Source organism: Marinagarivorans cellulosilyticus, from assembly GCF_021655555.1.
GTDB classification, from domain to species: domain Bacteria; phylum Pseudomonadota; class Gammaproteobacteria; order Pseudomonadales; family Cellvibrionaceae; genus Marinagarivorans; species Marinagarivorans cellulosilyticus.
This window is the reverse complement of sequence record NZ_AP023086.1, coordinates 4,518,901-4,537,824: the sequence shown is the minus strand read 5'-3', so window position 1 is coordinate 4,537,824 and position 18,924 is coordinate 4,518,901. Positions and strand designations below refer to the sequence as shown.

At 46.9% G+C, this 18,924-nt stretch carries 17 protein-coding genes; 10 read left to right on the top strand and 7 right to left on the bottom strand.

Annotated features, from left to right (window positions below):
- Positions 1–118: 118 nt before the first annotated feature.
- The 3 genes from MARGE09_RS18550 to MARGE09_RS18540 all read right to left on the bottom strand — a co-directional run bounded on the left by MARGE09_RS18550 (position 119) and on the right by MARGE09_RS18540 (position 4,840).
- The gene (locus MARGE09_RS18550) at positions 119–805 is read right to left on the bottom strand and encodes a 2OG-Fe(II) oxygenase (protein WP_236984586.1); all 687 of its coding nucleotides are present in this window, start codon (positions 803–805) and stop codon (positions 119–121) included.
- Between the two features lie 392 nt (positions 806–1,197).
- Complete coding sequence (locus MARGE09_RS18545; protein ID WP_236984584.1) at positions 1,198–3,612, bottom strand: phosphoketolase family protein; 2,415 nt, start codon at positions 3,610–3,612, stop codon at positions 1,198–1,200.
- Positions 3,613–3,643: 31 nt separating this feature from the next.
- The gene (locus tag MARGE09_RS18540) at positions 3,644–4,840 is read right to left on the bottom strand and encodes an acetate/propionate family kinase (RefSeq protein ID WP_236984582.1); all 1,197 of its coding nucleotides are present in this window, start codon (positions 4,838–4,840) and stop codon (positions 3,644–3,646) included.
- A 757-nt stretch (positions 4,841–5,597) separates the two neighbouring features.
- On the opposite strand from MARGE09_RS18540, the gene MARGE09_RS18535 reads away from it, so the two are divergent.
- Entirely contained in the window at positions 5,598–6,542 is a 945-nt protein-coding gene (locus MARGE09_RS18535; protein WP_236984580.1) for a hypothetical protein, read from the top strand.
- A 239-nt stretch (positions 6,543–6,781) separates the two neighbouring features.
- On the opposite strand, the gene MARGE09_RS18530 is transcribed toward MARGE09_RS18535, so the two are convergent.
- Together MARGE09_RS18530 and MARGE09_RS18525 are read right to left on the bottom strand one after the other, a co-directional pair.
- Positions 6,782–8,197 carry a GGDEF domain-containing protein gene (locus tag MARGE09_RS18530; protein WP_236984577.1) on the bottom strand — a complete coding sequence of 472 codons (1,416 nt, stop codon included), beginning with the start codon at positions 8,195–8,197 and terminating at the stop codon, positions 6,782–6,784.
- Positions 8,178–9,662 carry a ligand-binding sensor domain-containing protein gene (locus MARGE09_RS18525; RefSeq protein WP_236987413.1) on the bottom strand — a complete coding sequence of 495 codons (1,485 nt, stop codon included), beginning with the start codon at positions 9,660–9,662 and terminating at the stop codon, positions 8,178–8,180. Before MARGE09_RS18525 ends, MARGE09_RS18530 begins: the two co-directional genes overlap by 20 nt.
- Before the next feature lie 558 nt (positions 9,663–10,220).
- On the opposite strand from MARGE09_RS18525, the gene MARGE09_RS18520 reads away from it, so the two are divergent.
- The 5 genes from MARGE09_RS18520 (at position 10,221) to MARGE09_RS18500 (ending at position 13,567) form a co-directional block, all read left to right on the top strand.
- Positions 10,221–10,544 (top strand): hypothetical protein, encoded by a 324-nt coding sequence (locus tag MARGE09_RS18520; RefSeq protein ID WP_236984575.1) that lies wholly within the window; start codon positions 10,221–10,223, stop codon positions 10,542–10,544.
- A gap of 9 nt (positions 10,545–10,553) precedes the next feature.
- On the top strand, positions 10,554–11,258 hold the full coding sequence (locus MARGE09_RS18515) for a hypothetical protein (RefSeq protein WP_236984573.1): 705 nt from the start codon (positions 10,554–10,556) through the stop codon (positions 11,256–11,258).
- 598 nt (positions 11,259–11,856) lie between these two features.
- Complete coding sequence (locus MARGE09_RS18510; RefSeq protein WP_236984571.1) at positions 11,857–12,360, top strand: DUF6795 domain-containing protein; 504 nt, start codon at positions 11,857–11,859, stop codon at positions 12,358–12,360.
- A gap of 1 nt (position 12,361) precedes the next feature.
- The gene (locus tag MARGE09_RS18505; protein WP_236984569.1) at positions 12,362–12,700 is read left to right on the top strand and encodes a hypothetical protein; all 339 of its coding nucleotides are present in this window, start codon (positions 12,362–12,364) and stop codon (positions 12,698–12,700) included.
- 3 nt (positions 12,701–12,703) lie between these two features.
- Positions 12,704–13,567, top strand: a complete 864-nt coding sequence (locus tag MARGE09_RS18500) for a lipase family protein (protein ID WP_236984568.1) — start codon at positions 12,704–12,706, stop codon at positions 13,565–13,567.
- 152 nt (positions 13,568–13,719) lie between these two features.
- On the opposite strand, the gene MARGE09_RS18495 is transcribed toward MARGE09_RS18500, so the two are convergent.
- Entirely contained in the window at positions 13,720–14,880 is a 1,161-nt protein-coding gene (locus MARGE09_RS18495) for a Fic family protein (RefSeq protein ID WP_236984566.1), read from the bottom strand.
- 511 nt (positions 14,881–15,391) lie between these two features.
- Positions 15,392–15,625 (bottom strand): hypothetical protein, encoded by a 234-nt coding sequence (locus MARGE09_RS18490; protein WP_236984564.1) that lies wholly within the window; start codon positions 15,623–15,625, stop codon positions 15,392–15,394.
- Positions 15,626–15,842: 217 nt separating this feature from the next.
- Here MARGE09_RS18490 and MARGE09_RS18485 point away from each other — a divergent pair, with 217 nt between their 5' ends.
- From MARGE09_RS18485 to MARGE09_RS18470, 4 genes are all read left to right on the top strand, one after another.
- A complete protein-coding gene (locus tag MARGE09_RS18485; protein ID WP_236984562.1) occupies positions 15,843–16,628 on the top strand; it encodes a M23 family metallopeptidase in 786 nt (261 codons plus the stop codon).
- A gap of 3 nt (positions 16,629–16,631) precedes the next feature.
- A complete protein-coding gene (locus tag MARGE09_RS18480) occupies positions 16,632–17,198 on the top strand; it encodes a hypothetical protein (protein WP_236984560.1) in 567 nt (188 codons plus the stop codon).
- 744 nt (positions 17,199–17,942) lie between these two features.
- Positions 17,943–18,335 carry a DUF3859 domain-containing protein gene (locus MARGE09_RS18475; protein WP_236984558.1) on the top strand — a complete coding sequence of 131 codons (393 nt, stop codon included), beginning with the start codon at positions 17,943–17,945 and terminating at the stop codon, positions 18,333–18,335.
- Between the two features lie 194 nt (positions 18,336–18,529).
- Positions 18,530–18,913: an HPF/RaiA family ribosome-associated protein gene (locus MARGE09_RS18470; protein WP_236984556.1), complete on the top strand. Its 384-nt coding sequence runs from the start codon at positions 18,530–18,532 to the stop codon at positions 18,911–18,913.
- Positions 18,914–18,924: the final 11 nt, after the last annotated feature.

Below are 18,924 nucleotides of genomic sequence, written 5' to 3'. Positions count from 1 at the left end.
ACTGGGTTTACCCCTTCGCGCTACTGTGTGTCATTAAGCTGGCGAAGTAACCAGACAGCCGCCAACTTAATTGGTTGCATGTGTGAATGAATAAATCTGGCCGATATCGACCCCCAGGTTATTCTGACCAGTACCAACTGGTGACGTTATAGCGGTATCGCTGAGAATGCTCCTTGTTTAAGGCTTCTACCCAGTGTTCGGAGCCCTTAGAGGATGGATCAAATAGCACGCAGCGGTTGTAACGTGGGGTTATGCGAATGGGGTTATTGTCGCATCCTTTAAACGCTAGCTCGCCGCCGGCATCGGGTTGCCATGCTTTATTTAAATACAGCAACATGCAAACCTGTCTTCCTGGGGAATCATCGGCGTGTTGCCGAACAAAATCGGCTCGGCTTAGGCGGAAGTAATTGGTATTAATTATCGGGTCTGCAACGTTGATGTCGGTGAGCTCAATATTAAAAATACGCGATAAGAAAGACATAAAAATATCGTCGCGCAAAAAAGACAAAAATGCGTGCGCGGTGTCATTGCTTGGGGTATGGGCTTTACGTTGCCAAATATCGCGTTGAACAAAGCGCTGATTGTCGAGGGCTTGTTGCCACTGATCGGAATCCACATAAAGTGCCGAGTAAGTATGTTGCTGGGTTTGCCATTGGTTGGGTTGCTTTAAAATCGATAGCACATCATCTAACTTGGCAGCGTTAAACAGGTTGTCAATTACAATATGATTTGGGCAAGAGTGCAATAGTGTGGTGCGGTATGCCTTTATTGCGATATTGTCGGTGTGCTCTTTGTTTAACCACATTGCCTTGACTCTTTACTTTTTGTGCGATTATACAAAATACTTGCTTAGTTACGACTCCCTTGCCTCCACCAGTTTGGGCTAACGTTTAACGTCGTTCACTCGTGGCAGCGAAAAGTAATCACAAGGATAAACACAGCAGCCTGCGCCATACCCATGGCGGCCAAAATAAACTCAGGCGCAACAATCAACACTAATAAGCCAACCGCAAGCAGCATAGTGCGGTGCAATGTCTAAAAAGTGCTTCGCGCACCGATGTGCCGCTCGAGCCCCAGAATCCATTCCGTCGTCTGGCCGGTGCTTTGTTGCCTAGAATGGCCTGATATGCAGGCAAAACAGGAGTATTTGCCTGTCCTCGTTGCCAAAAAACCTATTTTTACAGGTAGCCGGTACCCTTAAGCGTATGGCCATACCCAATCGGTAATCTCACTTGGGTCTATGCCGTGTGTATGAGCATACTCTATATGGCGAATAATCTCGGCTTTCATCGCGTCACGCAAATGTGCTGCCCGAGAGCCCAAAAACGAAACGCGTTCGATAACATCAATAACAAGGTTGAAGCGATCGATTTGATTGAGTATTGCTAATTCCAAAGGAGTATTGATATTGCCTTTTTCTTTATAACCCCTTACGTGTAGCCGTTGTGTATTTGTGCGGCGGTAGGCTAATTTATGAATAAGCCATGGGTAACCGTGAAAATTGAAAACAATGGGCTTATCGCGAGTAAATAAAATATCAAAATCTGTTTGCGATAAACCATGCGGGTGTTCATCGGCAGATTGCAATTTATAAAGATCAACAACGTTAATAAAGCGTACTTTTAAGTCTGGTAAGTATTCGCGCAATATAGCCGCGGCCGCAAGCGACTCCATTGTAGGTACATCACCACAACAAGCCATAATTACATCGGGCTCGTCGTAGTCGCTGGTGTAAGTTGCGCTCGTATTGCCATCGTTACTCGCCCACGGCCAAATGCCAATACCTTTAGCGCAATGAATAGCCGCTTCATCAGCCGATAAATACTGCAGGTGTTTTTGCTTGTCCGATACGATTAGGTTGATGTAGTTAGTGCTGCGTAAACAGTGATCAGCTACGGATAATAGACAATTCGCATCCGGCGGGAAATAAATGCGGGTAACATCGGCGCTTTTGTTTGTTACTAAATCAATAAAACCAGGGTCTTGATGCGAAAAGCCATTGTGGTCTTGCCGCCAAACAACAGAAGACAACATAATATTGAGTGATGAAACAGGTGCTCGCCACGCGACATGGTTTTTACAAATGTCTAACCATTTTGCATGCTGGTTAAACATGGAATCAATTACATGGGCAAATGCCTCGTAGGTATGAAAGAAACCGTGCCGGCCGGTTAATAAATAGGCTTCTAGCCAACCCTCAAGAGTATGCTCGCTGAGCATTTCCATGACGCGGCCCGAAGGTGACAAGTTGCCGCCGTCTTCGTCCTCAGGAAGGTAGCTACCCATCCAAGCTTTTTGCGTCACCTCATAAACGGCCGATAATTTATTAGACGCGGTTTCGTCTGGCCCGAATAATCGAAATGTGGTGGGATTATTACGAATAATATCCCGTAAAAATTCACCCAATACCTGCGTGTTAGACATTTGTGTTACGCCGCGCTGCGCTATATTAACCCCGTAATCTTTAATATTTGGCATTATCAGTTCGCGGCGTAAAACGCCACCATTTGCAATGGGGTTGGCGCTCATTCTGCGCGGGCCAACAGGTGCCAGCGCTTCGAGTTCTGGGATTAGCTGCCCATTCTCGTCAAAAAGGTGTTCCGGTTGGTAGCTTTTTAGCCAGTGTTCTAGTCGTTCAATATGGTCGTTGTTTTCGTGCATGGCACTCATGGGGACTTGATGTGAGCGCCAGCTCCCTGCTACTTTATGACCGTCTAACTCAGTAGGGCCTGTCCAGCCTTTGGGGGTGCGCAGGATAATCATAGGCCACATAGGGCGAGCGGGTCGTTCTTGGCTGCTGCGCGCTTGAGTTTGAAAATCCCGAATCATTACAATGCACCGCTCCATGACTTCGGCCATTTTTTTGTGCATTTCAAGAGGGACATCGCCCTCCACAATAAACGGCTGATAGCCATAGCCTTTAAATAGCGCAGTTAATTCTTCTTCGCTGATGCGTGCCAGTAGAGTGGGGTTTGCAATTTTATAACCATTTAAATTCAGTACCGGCAGCACGGCGCCATCGCGTGCAGGGTTTAAAAATTTATTGGAATGCCAAGCGGTTGCCAGTGGGCCAGTTTCGGCTTCGCCATCGCCAACCACGCAAAGCGCAATAAGGTCGGGGTTATCAAATACCGCACCATAAGCATGGGATAGGCTATAACCCAGCTCACCACCTTCATGAATAGAGCCCGGTGTCTCTGGGGTGCAATGGCTGCCAATACCGCCAGGGAATGAAAATTCACTAAATAACTTTTGCATTCCGGCTTCGGTTTTACTTTTATTAGGGTAAACCTCGGAATAGGTACCTTCTAAATATACCGGCCCTAAAACACCTGGGGCTCCATGACCTGGGCCTGCTAAAAATATCGCATTCAAATCATATTTTTTAATAAGGCGATTCATATGAATATATGTAAAGCTTAATGCTGGGGAAGCGCCCCAGTGGCCCAATAACCGCTGTTTTATGTGTTCGCCTGTTAATGTTTGCCTGAGTAATGGGTTGTGTTGTAAGTAAATCATTCCGGCGGCTAAATAATTACAGGCCCGCCAATACGCATCGATCAAAGTAATGTCATGCGCGCTAATGATTTCTGTAGGCTTTAGGCTATTCATGTTTTATCTCGCTCGATCATAAATGTACCGATTACGCATTGTTGGCAGCCAGTTGCTGAGCAATCTGTGCCATCACCTTTTCTTCATTTGTCGATATTACCCAAACTTCCACTTTACTGTGAATGCCGGAAATTACACCATCATGACAATGCTGATTATTTTTCTGGTCATCTAGTTCAAGCCCCAAATAGCTCAATTGTTGGCAAACGCGAGCTCGTATGCGCGGAGCGTGCTCTCCAATACCGCCGGTAAAAACAAGAGTGTTGCAACCGTTTAGCATTGCCGTCAGTGCTCCTATTTCTCTTACTACAGTTAATGTAAAGTGCGCTATTGCTTCTTGCGAGGCAGCTGAATCGTCGGCAAATAGGTTGCGCATATCGTTGGATAAACCGGATAAACCGAGCAAACCAGACTGCCTGTATAGCAATTCCTCAATATCCAGGGCGCTATAATCCTGTCTTAATAAATAGAGCAGCACGCCTGGATCAATCGCGCCACAACGCGTGCCCATAGTAACGCCATCGAGTACAGAAAACCCCATTGTGCAGTATTGGCTGTCGCCGTTTTTGATCGCGCACAAACTTGCCCCACTTCCTAGGTGGGCAACAATTAGTTTTCTGTCGTTTAGCTCGTTATAGTGAGCCTTAAGCTGTTGACACACATATTGATAAGACAAACCGTGAAAACCGTAACGTTTGATCCCTTGATCAAACAAAAGCTTTGGCAATGCGTACTGTTTTGCTGTTAGGGGGATTGTGGTGTGGAATACAGTATCAAAGCAGGCGACATGGCGTGCGTGAGGAAAAAGGTCGAGTGCTATCTTTATAGCGGCAATATTCGAAGGTAAGTGCAGAGGGTCTAATGGCACAAGCGACGTTAATTCACAAAGTAACGCATCATCGATTACGCGGTGCTGGGCTATATCGCCACCATGAACCACGCGATGGCTAACCACCGAAACATGACCACTGTGGTTATAAGTCTGTAACGAAAGCTTTAACGCCGAACAAAACTGCTCGATGGCGCTAGTAAGCACGCAATTGTTTACCTTTAACGGACCGTACTGCCGCGCATCGTTAAAAAAATACAGCTCTATTTGAGGCTTTGAATCTAGGCTAGATACCTGTCCTTTAGCAATGCATTCTGTAGCGCTAGGCCCTGTAAACGCAGAAAATTTTATGCTCGAAGAGCCGCTATTGATGCTTAATACTATGTCGTTTGTTGTCATACTTATTGCTCTATTAGCCAGCTGAAACGATAATGCTCTGGAAAACCAACATCAACCCTTTAGCACTTGGGCACCTCCAAAAATAGTAATTTTTGTGTGAGAGCAAGGGCAGAAGTTGCTCCTGGCAACTTTCTGCATTTTCTCCATCCGTGGCAATGTCATTAACTTAAGGCAAGTTAAGCGGTAGGCGGTGATTTTTCAGGACCCTCACGCGCCGGGAGCGCGTGCGGAGCGTCCATGGATTGGCTTGAGCGAGTCCAGAAAAATTGTCGGCTGCCGCTAAGTTAATGACATTGCCATCCGTGGAGGTCAAACGCCGCCCAGAGAGCCGCAGTTTACGTGGTGTAAATCATTCAGCGCATCCTTGCGCTTCACCCTGCGGGCAGCAAGCTGTGCAAATTGACCCTCCAATTTGTGAGGGCTCGAGGACGGAGCTAATGTCCATGGATGGACTGAATACAGGTTTTGCAGGAGTAAAAACCTGTAAGCCGCTATCGCGGAAAAAGTGCATTTTTAGAGATGCCCACTTGATAATTACCATGAATTTTCCCTTTGGGATGCATCAGCTTTAAAGGGCACCGCGCATATTGAAGCGGTAGAATAACCCTAATCACTGCGGCTGTTTAGGTCTTAGGTAATTGTGGCGTTAGGATGGCGGTCAGACCTGCCGGCCCGATTGAGCTACCATGCTTTCGGCCGCGTAAGTGTCTCCACTCTATAAGTTGAATATCTATTCAAAGACTAAGCGAAAGAAAATATGGCATCTTCAGACCGTGTTGTTACCTTGATTATTGACGAGTGTGTTTCTAGCAGTCAGCTTGCGCGCTTTAAAAACTACGCCGAAGGTAAAGGTGTTGTTTTTCAGCAAGAGTTTAAGATCTCTGCGCAGCACTCGGGTATGCCAGATGCGCAGATTATTCACCACCTTTTAGATAGCGATACAATCTTATTGACTAACGACATACCTTTCCATAATAAGGTGCTGAGTAAGTCTTTAAAGTCCTATTTTGTGGATGACGAGTATGTTACCCATAATGCTTTGCAGGGGATAAAGGTTAAGCCAGATACCCCGCTGACTAAAAAAACAAAAGTATTAAAATCGAGTTATCACCAAACTAGCCCCGAAATTAGAAGCGTGCTGCTGCCCACATCCAGTAATGATTTAAAGCGTTTATCTAAGAAGTGCCGACGAATTCGCAATCATTTTGATGGGCTTGATAACTTGGCGCTTGTTGCGGTAACGGTATCGTTGCGTGCGTTTAATGGTGCGCAATTATTAGGAGTGAAAATCCGTGTTTCATCCGTCGTGGGAATAAAAGCTTTAGATGCCAGTGAAAGCTATATATTGGAAGGCTGCGAAAAAGAACGGGCCGGTTTGATAGCTTTAAACTATAGCTTAATAACCGTTATATTGTTGATGCTGAGCAGTGTAAAAACCGAAGTGTTTTTTGATACAGATTCTATAACGCTACCAGTTATTAACGATAAAAACGAAGTTGTTAGTGAACGCGCTAAAAGTGATGACTTGGCTTTGTTTGCTGTACTTATCGACGCCTTTAAACAGCTAGAGTTCACGCCAACGCACAAGGGTGCGTTTATCGAAAAATTACGTTTAAGGCTTTTCGATTTAATGCGTACTAACAGTAATGAAATAAAGCCAGGGAATATGGCGGATATTCTAAACACGGTTTGTAAAAGCTAAGGGCGAGGCATAATGGGGCAGGCTAAAAAATACAGGGGCTTGCATTTGTTATTGTTTTACATGGGCATACACCGTTAAAAAGACCGTTAACAATACACGGTTAATTGGTGAGCTTTTTCATTTGTTGGGTGTTTTTCATTTTTCATTTTTCATTTTTTGTTTTTTGTTTTTCATTTTTTGTTTTTTGCTTGGTATTAACAGTGTGCAGCCGTATGGTTATTTGGGTGCACAGCGGCTTATTACGAATCATCGGCCATTTCGATCCGATTGCGTCCGCTCGCCTTGGCGCGATAAAGCGCTGTATCGGCACGTTTAAAGAGGTTGTTGAAGCTCTCTCCTGATTTGCTGCAGGCTATGCGAATACTGACGGTGACGCTTAATGGTTGGGCTTGGGTTTCAAACCTATGCTGCGCCACCGCTTGGCGCAGTTTTTCGCCGATAGTGCCAGCGCCGACGTCGGACACATTGCGGCACACCAGTACAAATTCCTCGCCTCCCCAGCGGGCTAGGTAGTCGTCAGTGTGCACGCAGGTCCTAACAATGTCGGCGAAAGCTCGAAGAATTCGGTCGCCCACATCGTGGCCCCAGGTATCGTTGATGCGCTTAAAGAAGTCAATATCCAAGACCATAACGCATATTTGGCATGTCTCTTTGTTCGCTTTTGGATGTTGCTCCAGCGCTTGCTGCAAACCTGTGCGGTTAAGTACCCCAGTTAATGCATCGGTGGTAGATAACACATGGTATTCGGCGGATTTTTTCCTTAGGTCTGCGTACCGTTTACGTAGATAAAGGCCAGCCGCGGCCAGCAATGCATAACCCAAATAGGCCCAAATGGTACGCCATGGCGGCGGTGTGATGGTAATGTGAATTTGCGCGTCTTGGGCACTGTGCACGCCAGCGTTGTTTATCGCGCGCACCCGAAAGGTATAGTCGCCAGGGTTCAAGTTGGTGTAAGTGGCGGTGCGCGCGGTGCCGACATCGTTCCACGTTTGGTCAAACCCATCCAACTTGTACCAATAGCGATTTTGGCGAGAGGAGCTGAAGCTCAGCGCGGCAAAATCGAAAGCAAACATCGCATCTTTGTAACTGAGGGTAAGTTCGTGGGTATGCTCGATAGCCTTGGTCAGCGGCGAGCCGGCCATGCCCACTGTCATCTCACGATTTAGAATGCGCAGCGCTGTGATAACGACCTTGGGCGGCTTTTGACCCTGCTCGATGCTTTGCGGTGCGAATACGGTAATCCCTTTTGTAGTGCCGATGTAAAGCTCGCCATTATCGGCTAAAAGCGATGCATTGCGATTGATGTTGCTGCCCGCTAGCCCATCGGATTTACGCAGCACCTTAATGGCAAAGCTAATCGGGTCAATCCGCGCGAGCCCTGCCGGCGTGCCTGCCCATATGTAACCTTGCCGGTCTTCCAACAAGGTGGCCACATGTGCGGCCGGCAAGCCCTCCTCAATACCTAGTGTACGGAATCGGTTGGTGGCGGGGTCCAGCACGCTTACTCCGCCTTCGGCGGTGCCTGCCCAAAGGCGCCCAGTGCGGTCTTCGAGTAGTGAAATAACATTATCGTGGCCGAGGGAGTGTGCATTGTCTGGATCGTGGTGGTAGTGCTGAAAGGTTTGATCGGCCTTGTTAAAACGGTCGAGCACCATTTTTGGTGCCAATCCATAGCTGACCATGGCGGTCGGGCAGAATGCGCCACACATAGTTATACGCCAGTGAGTTGGCGGCCTGCGGGTTGTGGTGATAGTTGCGAAAGCTGTCAGTGTCACGCTGATATTGGCCCATGCCACCGCCTTGATCAATGGCGCCAACCCAAAGCGTATTGTCGTGATCCAGAGCAAGGTTCCATATGTGGGCCCCAACGAGGCTGTTCGTTTTGCCTTGTTCTGGGTAGTAGTTCTTAAATTTGCCTGTGCGCTTGTTGAAGCGGTGCAAGCCGCCAGACCAACTGCCTACCCAAAGCGAACCATCTCGGTCTTCTACTAGCGTAGTTATGGCGCCAAAACGTAGGCTGTCTGGGTCCTTGGGGTTTGGGGCGTAGCGGGTGAATTGCCCCGTGTGCCGGTTGTAGGCGTTCAGCCCTTTTTCGGTGCCAATCCAAATAATGCCTTCACTGTCCTGCAACAGTGAGAGCACGCCATTGTGATCGAGGCTATTGGGGTTTTCCGGTTGATGTGTCAAGGTTCGAAATCGGGCTTTGGCGGCGTCGTAGAAGCTAACGCCGGTAGGTACCCCTCCGACCCATAAATTGCCGCGCCGATCTAAGTGAAAATCGCTAATAATGTCACTGCCAATTGTGTGGGAGTCCTCGGGGTCGTGGCGGTAAATCTTAAAGCGGCGGCCATCTTCGTCCAGTCTTGCTAAACCATATCCGCGAGTGGCAACCCATATTCGACCTTTATTATCCTGAGCGATACGGTCTACGTGGTTATGCATCAGGGAATCAGGATCGGTCGGCTCGTTACGCCAATGCACGAAGCTTCCGGTGGTTGGATCAAGCCGGCTGAGGCCTCCGCCGGACATACCCGCCCACAAGCGCTCCTCAGAGTCAATAAAAAGCGCGGCAACGCCGCCCTCGGCTAAGCTTTTGGGGTCGTTCGCATCAAACGTGTAGTGGCGAGCGGCGCTGCGTTCTGGGTTGAATACCGTTAAACCGCCGCTGGTTCCAATATAAAGGTTATTGCGGCTGTCCACCTCTAAGGCGGTCACCAAATCCGACGGTAAGGTAAGGCCTGTGCTGTCTTTGCCGCTGTGAAAGGTAGTGAAGTCATCCGTTTCGTGGTTGTAACGACTGAGCCCGCCGCCGGTGGCCAGCCATAGCACGCCTTCGTGGTCCACTCGCATGTCGCTCACCCAGACACTAGGGATGGCACGTGGGTTCTTGGTGTCAGCCTTATAAAATTTAAATGCGTGAGCGTCGTAGCGGGTCAGCCCAGAATCACCGCCAATCCAGATAAAGCCAGTGTCATCCTGTACTATGGAAAACACCACTCCGATGCCGTCTTTCTCGTTATCGTCTTCACCAGTAAGCAAGCGTTGAAAGCGCATGTTGTCCAGCAGCTGCTCGACATTTGTTTGAGCCGTGGCTTGCGCGGCGCCATTGGTTAAGGCCACCAAAACGAATGCGTGTAAAAGCGGCCTGAATTTCAAGCTGCGTAACGCATAAAATCGCCGGAGCAACATCGTGAAAATCTCTGCTACTAACACAGATGTGTTGGCGGTGAATATGGCCTACCGCCGCGCTCGATAGGCCACTTTATGATAAAGGGTAGGGAATATCTCAAATCTGATGGACCTACAATTATTTTAAGAAGCCGGCTGGGCGTACCAGAAGCCGCACAAATAAAGCATAGACCAACTGCAACTCGGCCGTTGTGCCAAAAGGGATCGTGTTTAACCTAGAAACCGCAGGGGGAGCCTAAAAGATGCGCGCACGCTTGGTGTGCATTGAGTGCATTAAAAATGTCTAGTCACATCAGGGGAATCTATCAATCTCTACATTGCCCTCGCCATACTCTGCTGTACTTGTGCTTGCAATAACCGGAGCCGTTATTGAAAATGGCGCGCTTAAGGTTTGTGGTTGTACTGTGGCGGGGCTTGCGATGGCCTGTGTCTGTGCGGATACGCAAAAGATTAAAATGCTGGCCGTTTAAACGAAAAGATGTGGGTGTAATGAATAAAATCGTTCGAAAAAACAGAAAAAAGGCTAAAGCTAAGCAGCAAACGCCAGAAATGATGTTCAACCAAGCTTTAGAGCGTTATCAGCGTTTTAAAAATAAAAACGCGAAGTTCGAGCAGGAAATGCATGACCTTATAGCGCGTGTAAAGCTGGAGGTGGACGAGTATGAAATCAGCAAGCACGAGCAAGTCTACGCATTAACCAAAAAGATCATCCCATTTTTTAGCAAAAAAACACTGCCTGAATACCTGCGTGAAGAGTTGTTCGATTGGATTGATAACAATATGTGCATGTTGGGCCATGGCCCCTACGAGTAGCATTTTGACATGGTTGCGTTAGAGGTATTACTCGACGAACATTGCAATCAGCACAGCCAAAACCGCCAAGAAAAAGAACTTAGCAAACTCGCAAAAGAAGGCGTAGATGAGGATCAAATCGCGCAGCTACGCGAACTGGGCGACAAGGCGCGGCAGGCTAACTCGCCCGAGGAGCTTGAAGAGTTGTTGCGCAAAGTGCTTGAGGAGGCGATGGAAGAATCTGATAGCTTGGATGAGGAAGCGGCGCCAGCGGCAGATTTATTCGAAGACTTATTTGGTGATAGTGCAGATTCTGAATTTGGTGCTGGCGACGACTTTTTCGGCCACGAGAGTAGTGACTTTGAGGATTTGTTTGACGAGGACGAGCTACAGCATAAAGAATTGGATCGATTATTTAAGGCATCTAGCATCAATAAACTTTTTCGCCGTATTACCAAAAAAATTCATCCCGATTTAGAACCGGACGAAACTAAAAAGGCGGAGCGACATCAGCAAATGTGCCAGTTGATCGAGGCGCGAGAAAACAAAGATATTGCCTATATTTTGCAGACCTATACAGAAACATTCGATGCTTTGCCAGATCACTTCCCCGAGCAAGACTACGTCAATTTAACCCAAATCCTTAAAGTGATGACTGAGCGGCTTTCACAGCAAAAACTTGATGCGCTCGAATCCATCCCGTTTGGCCATGTTTATTATGACTTGTTCTATTGAAAAAATAAGCAGCAAGAGTCACTCGCCGTACGCGGTTTTATAAAGCAGCTTAAAGAATTGACGAATGAATACCAGCAAATTTGCGTCGATATTAGCAGTATCGCTTCGCTGAAACTTTATTTGCAGGAACGTATGGCGGCTAAGCGAATGCGTGACTTCGAGTACGAAGAGGATGATCTGTTTTATTGATATAACGGCGCCTCTAAAAATAGTCATTTTTTTGTGAGGGCAAGGACAGGCAAATGTTTTTACTTTGCCTACGTACATGCCACCTAGGGAATAAAGGGCTGGAATTTAGAATGTGGGGCGTGCTAGTTCTGGTCTAATATCTCGGCACATCGGTTGTTTTTATGCCTGCTTTCAGCCCGCGACGCTCTCAACGAGAGAGCAAGTTTAGGGACCTGACTTTGGCGCCAAGAAGCCTATCTGCCACGGTTGCTCGAGCAAGTGTTTTGTCATAATGAGTAGCCTATGGGGGCATAACCTGGCGTTACACCATTGGCATGCCTTTTGATTTTAGCTAGCATGTGCCAATCCAATCACAGAGCTTTTTACCTAGGGCAGGGTATTACAGCGTTTTTGATCCATAGGAGGGATAATGAAGACCATTCTCAAAGCCACCCTTCTGACACTATTGTTTGCTAGCGTTTCAGGAGCCTGCATGTCTATACCATCGCTTAACCCTTTCAAAAAAGAAGTTGTTCTCATGTCGCCTTTAAAAGGGGTGCTTCTGAAAGGGGGGCAGCCGTTAGCCAATGTCGATATCGAAGTGGTTATTGTAATGCCGGGCGGGGAAGAGCGCATCTACAAGCATCAAACAGCATCAACGGGTGAGTTTGATTTGCCCGTGATAAAAGACACCATGACATTAGGGCCAATGACTGAATTTGCTGTTTCACAATTTGTCGATGTATTTATTAATGGGGTTAAAGATACTATTTGGTCGGCTGCAAAACGGGAGCCAGGCCTATTCGCCGAAAGACATCCGGCCAGTGAAACAATTGGGCTTGTTTGTGACATCAACAATCAGAAAACAAGGTACAGTGAACGTGCTGGAGTCATCAGTACAAAATGCACATGGAAATCATTAAGGAAGATATAATATGGCAACAGTCCCTCCATCTAAAGCAGCCAAATTAGCCGCTTTAGTATACGCGGTTCAAAACGAGCGAACCTCTGACCTTTTCTTCGGAGATGCGTCATTCTCAACCGAGAAGGCCCAAACCCTACAAGCTACCGTCGGATCTAGGCTTATCAACACTAAAGATGGTTTTGGTGCTTGTGCTACGGGCGCGGGTATATATGAGAATGATGTGTTTTTGGTATTTAGAGGCTCAACATTTGCTAACTACGGCGCCGACTGGATTAGTAATGCCAGAATAGGCTTAGAAATTGGCATATCGGGTAAGCCTGTGCATATCGGTTTTAATCACATATTTTAAAGTATGATTCCTCAGCTAGAGACGTTCTTTAATAGCTTAAGTGGGCAAAAGCCAAGAATTGTCCACTGTGTTGGTCACAGCTTAGGCGGAGCAATTGCAACCTTAGCGGCTGACTGGGTAAATCACACACAAAGAAGTGGTGCGGCCAAGGTTTACACCTTTGGCGCACCACGCCCAGCCACACACTTTTTTGCCAAAACCCATACGGACAAAATCCAAAAACAAAATATTTTTAGGGTATACCACGAAAGTGACCCCGTGCCGATGATTCCTATTTTTCCTTTTTGTCATGCTCCCTTCGGCAATATGGCCTATTTCATTCATACCAAGCCCATTATCTGGCCAACAGACCACTTCATGGATAATTACATTAAGTCGGTAAATGCTAAGGGAAAATCGTGGGAAACTCTGTCGCCCACGGGGGTTCATGAGCCAACCGAGGCGCAGATGCAACAGTGGTTAGAGTCCAATGTTAAAGTGGAACCCTCTGCCACCAGTACTTGGACGTGGATTAGCTCTGCTTTGTTTTATATCTTGCGTAAAATAGTGGGCTTCTCGTTGGCAAAACTTCAAGCCGCATTTATTGGTGCGGTAACGCTGGCCGATAATATTGCCGCTTTATTAAAACAAGGCTTTGATATGGGTGGGCCCGATGACAAAAATGGCCCAACCGGCGGTGCAGCGCCGGCGCGCAATATTGGATATTGGGTTGAGCGATTAATGCGCAAGATTATGCAAGTACTTGGTTGGGCAACGAATGTCGTCAGGGAAACATTGAGCCAATCTTTTATGAAAAGAGCTTTAGAGCAATTGATTGAAAAATCTCATGGGGAAGCAAGGCGAGCTGTAAGAGCTATAAACGCTTAATTACACTAAAATAAGTGTAATAAAAAAGGCGCCACACGATGAGTGTTGGCGCTTTTTTTCGTCTATAAGTTCGCAGAGTGAGTGATCAAACTTGTTAATAGAAACAGCAGCGCGCTTAAATTATTATTAAATAACATGCCTATCTGCTTTGCTTATAGAATCGCAACTGGGGTAATAACTGCTAAAGTATAACGTGTGCTTCGGCCTCCGCCGGCTAGTTTGATTAGGCAGTTCTTTTTTACTAAGCCTGCCAGTTCGCGAGTGGCAGTGGCTTTACTCACTTTGGCTAACGCTTGGTATTTACTGGCATTAATACCCTGTAAAAACTCTTCCCCCTGATTGTCTAGCAGGCGATTAAGTACCTTAATTTCGCGCGCGCTTAATACGGTTTGTGCATGCGCTTGCCAGAAACGCGTTTTATTTAATACGCGCTCAAACCTTTTGAGGCCATCTGTTATGGCGTCGTCCAATACTGATAAAAACCATTGTAGCCACGTGGTGATATCCATATTCCCTTTTTGTGCTTGCTCTAGCTGCGCATAGTATTCTTTACGGCGGGCCATAATGGCGGCGCTTAAAGAGTAAAAGCGAATGCTGCTACTTTCGGCTTGCGCAAGTGCCTGATCGGTTAACGCGCGAGTAACACGGCCATTGCCATCGTCGAATGGGTGTAGCGTGATAAGCCATAAGTGCGCAATGGCTGCGCGCAGCAGTGGGTCTAGTTGAGTGGGTGGGTTATTAAACCAGTTCACAAAGCGTTCGACTTCACCATTGAGTACATGCCTAGGTGGCGCCTCAAAATGGATGGTAGGCTTATCTATTCGGCCGGATACCACCTGCATGGGGGTCTCACCCCGTAACTCGCCCACAATAATGCTTTGGTATCGTGGTATTTCTGGGAAGAGATCTGCCTGCCATTGGCACAGTGTCGCTAAACTTAGCGGTTGGCTGATATTGGTGGTCGCCTCTATTAAAAGCTTTACCAGTGCTTCAGTTTGCGGCGTGCCCGAAAACATAGGCTCTTTGCTGGCTGCAATACCGGCCTGTTCTAACCCTAGGTGCCGTACAACCGAAGAGCGCACCGAAGCGGCATTCAGTGTTTCACCTTCTATTTCACTGGTGCGTAGGGCGGTTTGTATCAGAGCATCCAATTGCGCGGCTTTGTTTTCAGCCGATAGCCTGCCTGATTGCTCTAATAACTGGCCTTGCTTTAAGCGCACGCGCTCTAGTGAAGGGGTAAGCGCGGAGCCGTCCCACTCAAATGCGGGTGCATCATGTTGCTGCCAACGCGAATTTTGCCAGATATATTGCATGGTGTTGCACCGTATTATGGGGTGGTGAGCCGAATAGAGGCTATTATTTGGCTCATATGTTGAGCCGAATCATAGCCTCTATTCGGCTCAATCGCTACTGTAGTGGTCAACCCACCTGGTCACGAGTTTAGAGTTTTTATTTGTAAATATTTTCGTAACTATTTAGGTGGGTGCGAAATAATGGTCGCTCTAAAGGCAAATTGATTGTTTTCTGGGTATTCAGGCGTCTGGAACGCTTGCATAGCGACCAGCCCCAGCAAGGATGCGTGGGGGTAGACTTTACAGGAGCGCAAAGTCGTAGATGGCTTGAGCGGCCCAGAAGATGATCAGTTTGCCGACCTATTTGAGCGTGGCTGAATAGTTATATATTTTCTTTCTTGACGACGGCACCACAGGGCGATTCGTGCAAGCTATCTATCTGCGCTAATAATCGAATGTCGGCTTCCGTGTACTGGCAAGTAAAACCCTTTGTAGTGCGCTGCCGGCGACGACACTGGCCTGTCTCAGCGTATTACTTGATCAATCGCTTAATTTGCGGTCTAGAGTAGCCGCTGATCCGGCAAAGGAAATGGGCCACATTACCCTTGTATCGCTTACCGAGCGTCATGTAATGGAACTGCACTAATGTCTTCTGTACCCATTTATAGCGCTCATCTTTATCGCTGAGCACCTCATAGCTACAGGCTTGGCTACCGTTAAGAAATCGCTCCAGCTCGGCAGGAGTCTTGAGTTGTTTGAAAGTCATGATGGTTCTCATTTACCCATCATGGTGGCTGCATGCACCGTTTTAGGATCATTTCACGTTGGAAACACGCATGCGCTTCAGGAGCGCTTCATATTGGAAAGGCTGGCTATAGATAAAAAATTCAATAGAAGGCAGAATGTGCGCTAGGGAAGTGCGCGTCCAAAGTAATTAATTTGGCCCACGCTTTAGGATTGGATAAAAAATAAGGAATAAATTAATGGAGCGATTAACTCAATCTGTCGGCAAAGGTGGTGTGAACGCCTATCAGGACGTCTGCGTAACGCAGTTACTTCTCAACTGTTGTGCTCATGTCATGGGCCCAGTCTCACTGCTGAAAGTTGATGGTAAAATTGGGCCGATGACGGTTTCTCTAATTGAGGCGTTTCAGAATAATGTTATGTCGATGGCGAAGCCGGATGGCCGAGTCGATCCGGGAGGGAATACGCTTAGGCAGTTGAATCTAAAGCGTGCAGCGCAGCCTAAAGAAAAGAACTCGTTCAGATTTCCCCAGATTGAAACCGAGTACTTCAAACCCAAGTTACCCAGACCTCATAAATTCCCATTATCATCCCGCCCAACTCAATCCTACAAAGAGGGAATGAGAGCTTTTGGAGGTAGTCGCTCTAAGGGCCGCAAGCACGCTGGGTGTGACTTATACGCTCCTATTGGAACAGCTATATATGCAATGGCAGACGGAGTTATTTTGAAACCTCGTTATGCCTTTTACTTGGGTACCTTCGCTTTGGAGGTTAAGCATGACGATTTTGTTGCAAGGTATGGTGAGTTGGGAGGGGCGGGGCCAAAATTTGAAGTTGGTAGCACCGTTAAGCGCGGAGACCTAATAGGTTATGTTGGTAAACTTCGGGGGCTTAATATGTCGATGCTTCACTTGGAACTATATTCGGGTAAGTCGGAGGGAGGCTTAACCAATCGAAGCAATCCTCCATTTATGCGAAGAAATGATTTAATTGATCCAACCCCGATTTTGGATAAGGCTGAATAGACTGTGCTTAAAATTAAACAATCCCTAACGCTTATTGTCTCGCTATTAATTCTGATTAATTGCTCAGAGGGGCAAGCCCCTCTAACTGATGTGCCGGTCACAAGTCAAAGTCCGCCCGCTTCTTTCGAGTTTGAAAAAATACTCAATAACACTGAAGAATCTAGCACTTTACCCACCAAGGCCGACTTAAATGGAGATGGTCTTGTAGATAAAATGTTTTGGGGGCGTCGAAACTCAAATGTGCCTTTGTCTGGCGTTACACCTGTGAATTTATGGCCGGAATATGCAGAGGTTACGCATGGCTCCCTTCGCGCGATTGGTGTTTCTTATGGCGCTGACTTAGGTAATTTCCTTATTTATGATACAAATGATACGTCCGTTTTGGATGCTGATGCGGCCCTGTCAGCTAAAATTATCCAGCATAAAAACATCGGCTTAATTGAGGAAGCTGTTGTGAGCGAAAGAGCCAAGGGTGATGTAATTGTTATTCCCACTGAGGCAGGGATTGACACTTATATATTCTGGAATGGCTTAGCGTTTGAGCTTTATGAACCTTTGGATTACCCTTAATATTTCAGGTGCAGCTCATTAGTGCCACTGTAACTATGTTCAAGCATTGATTGCTGTCGCAAGCTTTTGAGTATTTTTGCTTGCGAGAAGCCTGAGTGATTATGCGTTATTTTTCGAGTTTTATGCGAGTGCAGAAGGCCTTGTTCGAGCCATTTTTTTAGCCAGGATTGCAAGGCGCGGAGGGGCGACTGTCTTTGAGTCGGCTTCCTTAGTCGGCGTGTCTAATGCGGCCAGAGCGTCGAGCAGGGCTTGTATACTCATACCTTCCGGGGCCTCAGCGCGTAGCGTCGATACCCGTAACCATTGCTCTTTTTGCTTCTTGCTCATCATATCAGCCCCTAAGCTGCGCAATCCTCATGCATAATATTTAGGGTTTTTATGCGCCAAAAAAGAGCTTATGCGCAAGTTTGGTTTAATTACGCAGGCTCAGAGGCTTTGTCACGATGCATTTTTAAAGGCGTTTTGGGGCAGCTAGGCCTATAGGCGTGGCTCTCGGCTGCGCAGAAGCTACTTATCGTTAAACCATCTCTTATCTTGCTAAATTCACAAATATAAAAAGCTTCAAAACAAAAGACACCCCCATGGCAGGCTTGCACCTCCCGCTTAAATCGCCTTTTTCTGTCGTAAACTGCGGCTCTCGGCTTTGGCTTCCTGCGTCGCTCTACCTCCTGAATCCATTCAGTCGTCCGGCGGTGCTTCCTTGCTCTCACACAAAGATTACTATTTTTAGAGGTGCCCTTAATTATGGCCAAGAAAAAACCCGAAGTAACCTTGACTAATTATGGTATTTACACGCAATGGGACAGTGAATCTAAAGACTTACCAAAACTGCGAAAAGCGACTCGAGATATTCCCTGCGAACTTGATATTGAATTCGGGTATATCGTAAACATTAAAAAAGCAAAAAATAAAGTTCTGCAGTATTGTATTTATCACCCGAACATCCCAGATGAAAATGGTGTTGCAATGGCGCCGTTCTCTGGCGAAGAGTACATCAAGCAAAATGATTGGCGATTTTTTATCGGCGATACCATTTGGAAGCCTATAACCAATAAGGTTGGGCCATGGCGAATTACTTTGGCTATCGACGATATTATTTATACCGATGAAACGTTTAACGTATATTCCGCAAGTTAGAAGCAGGCGGCTTAAGATCAATGATAATTTTGCCAATTAGCAGTGATCAATCATCACGATAAAATCACAAGTTTGAGTGCATGTCCTATTGTTGCCTAGTACCTAATACACCTTCCCCCTTGTTAGGTCGTATCTCGACCCCACATAGATTCTAATACCAACAAGTCACAGGCCTTAAGCCAAAGGAAAGCTTCATGAAGATCCAATTTAATACTGACGCCAACATCCACGGAACCGAAGAGTTGGCTGCTCGAGTGAGTGATTCTATCGAGCATGCGTTAGATCGCTACCAATCACATATCACCCGAGTAGAAGTGCATATCAGTGACGAGAGCAAAGGTAAAAGTGGGCTACATGATCATCGCTGCATGTTAGAGGCTCGTTTAGAAGGTCGGCAGCCAGTAGCGGTTACCGAGCACGCTGCAACGCTAGATCAGGCTGTCAATGGTGCAGCCAAAAAGCTAGCCCATCGATTGGAAACCGTATTGGGTCGCCTGCAGGATCATCGGCCTAAGGCATCAGTGTTGCCTGTGGATGAGACTGAACTGGATGTTGATGCTGATGTTGATAAGGTTTAGTTTTTGTAAAC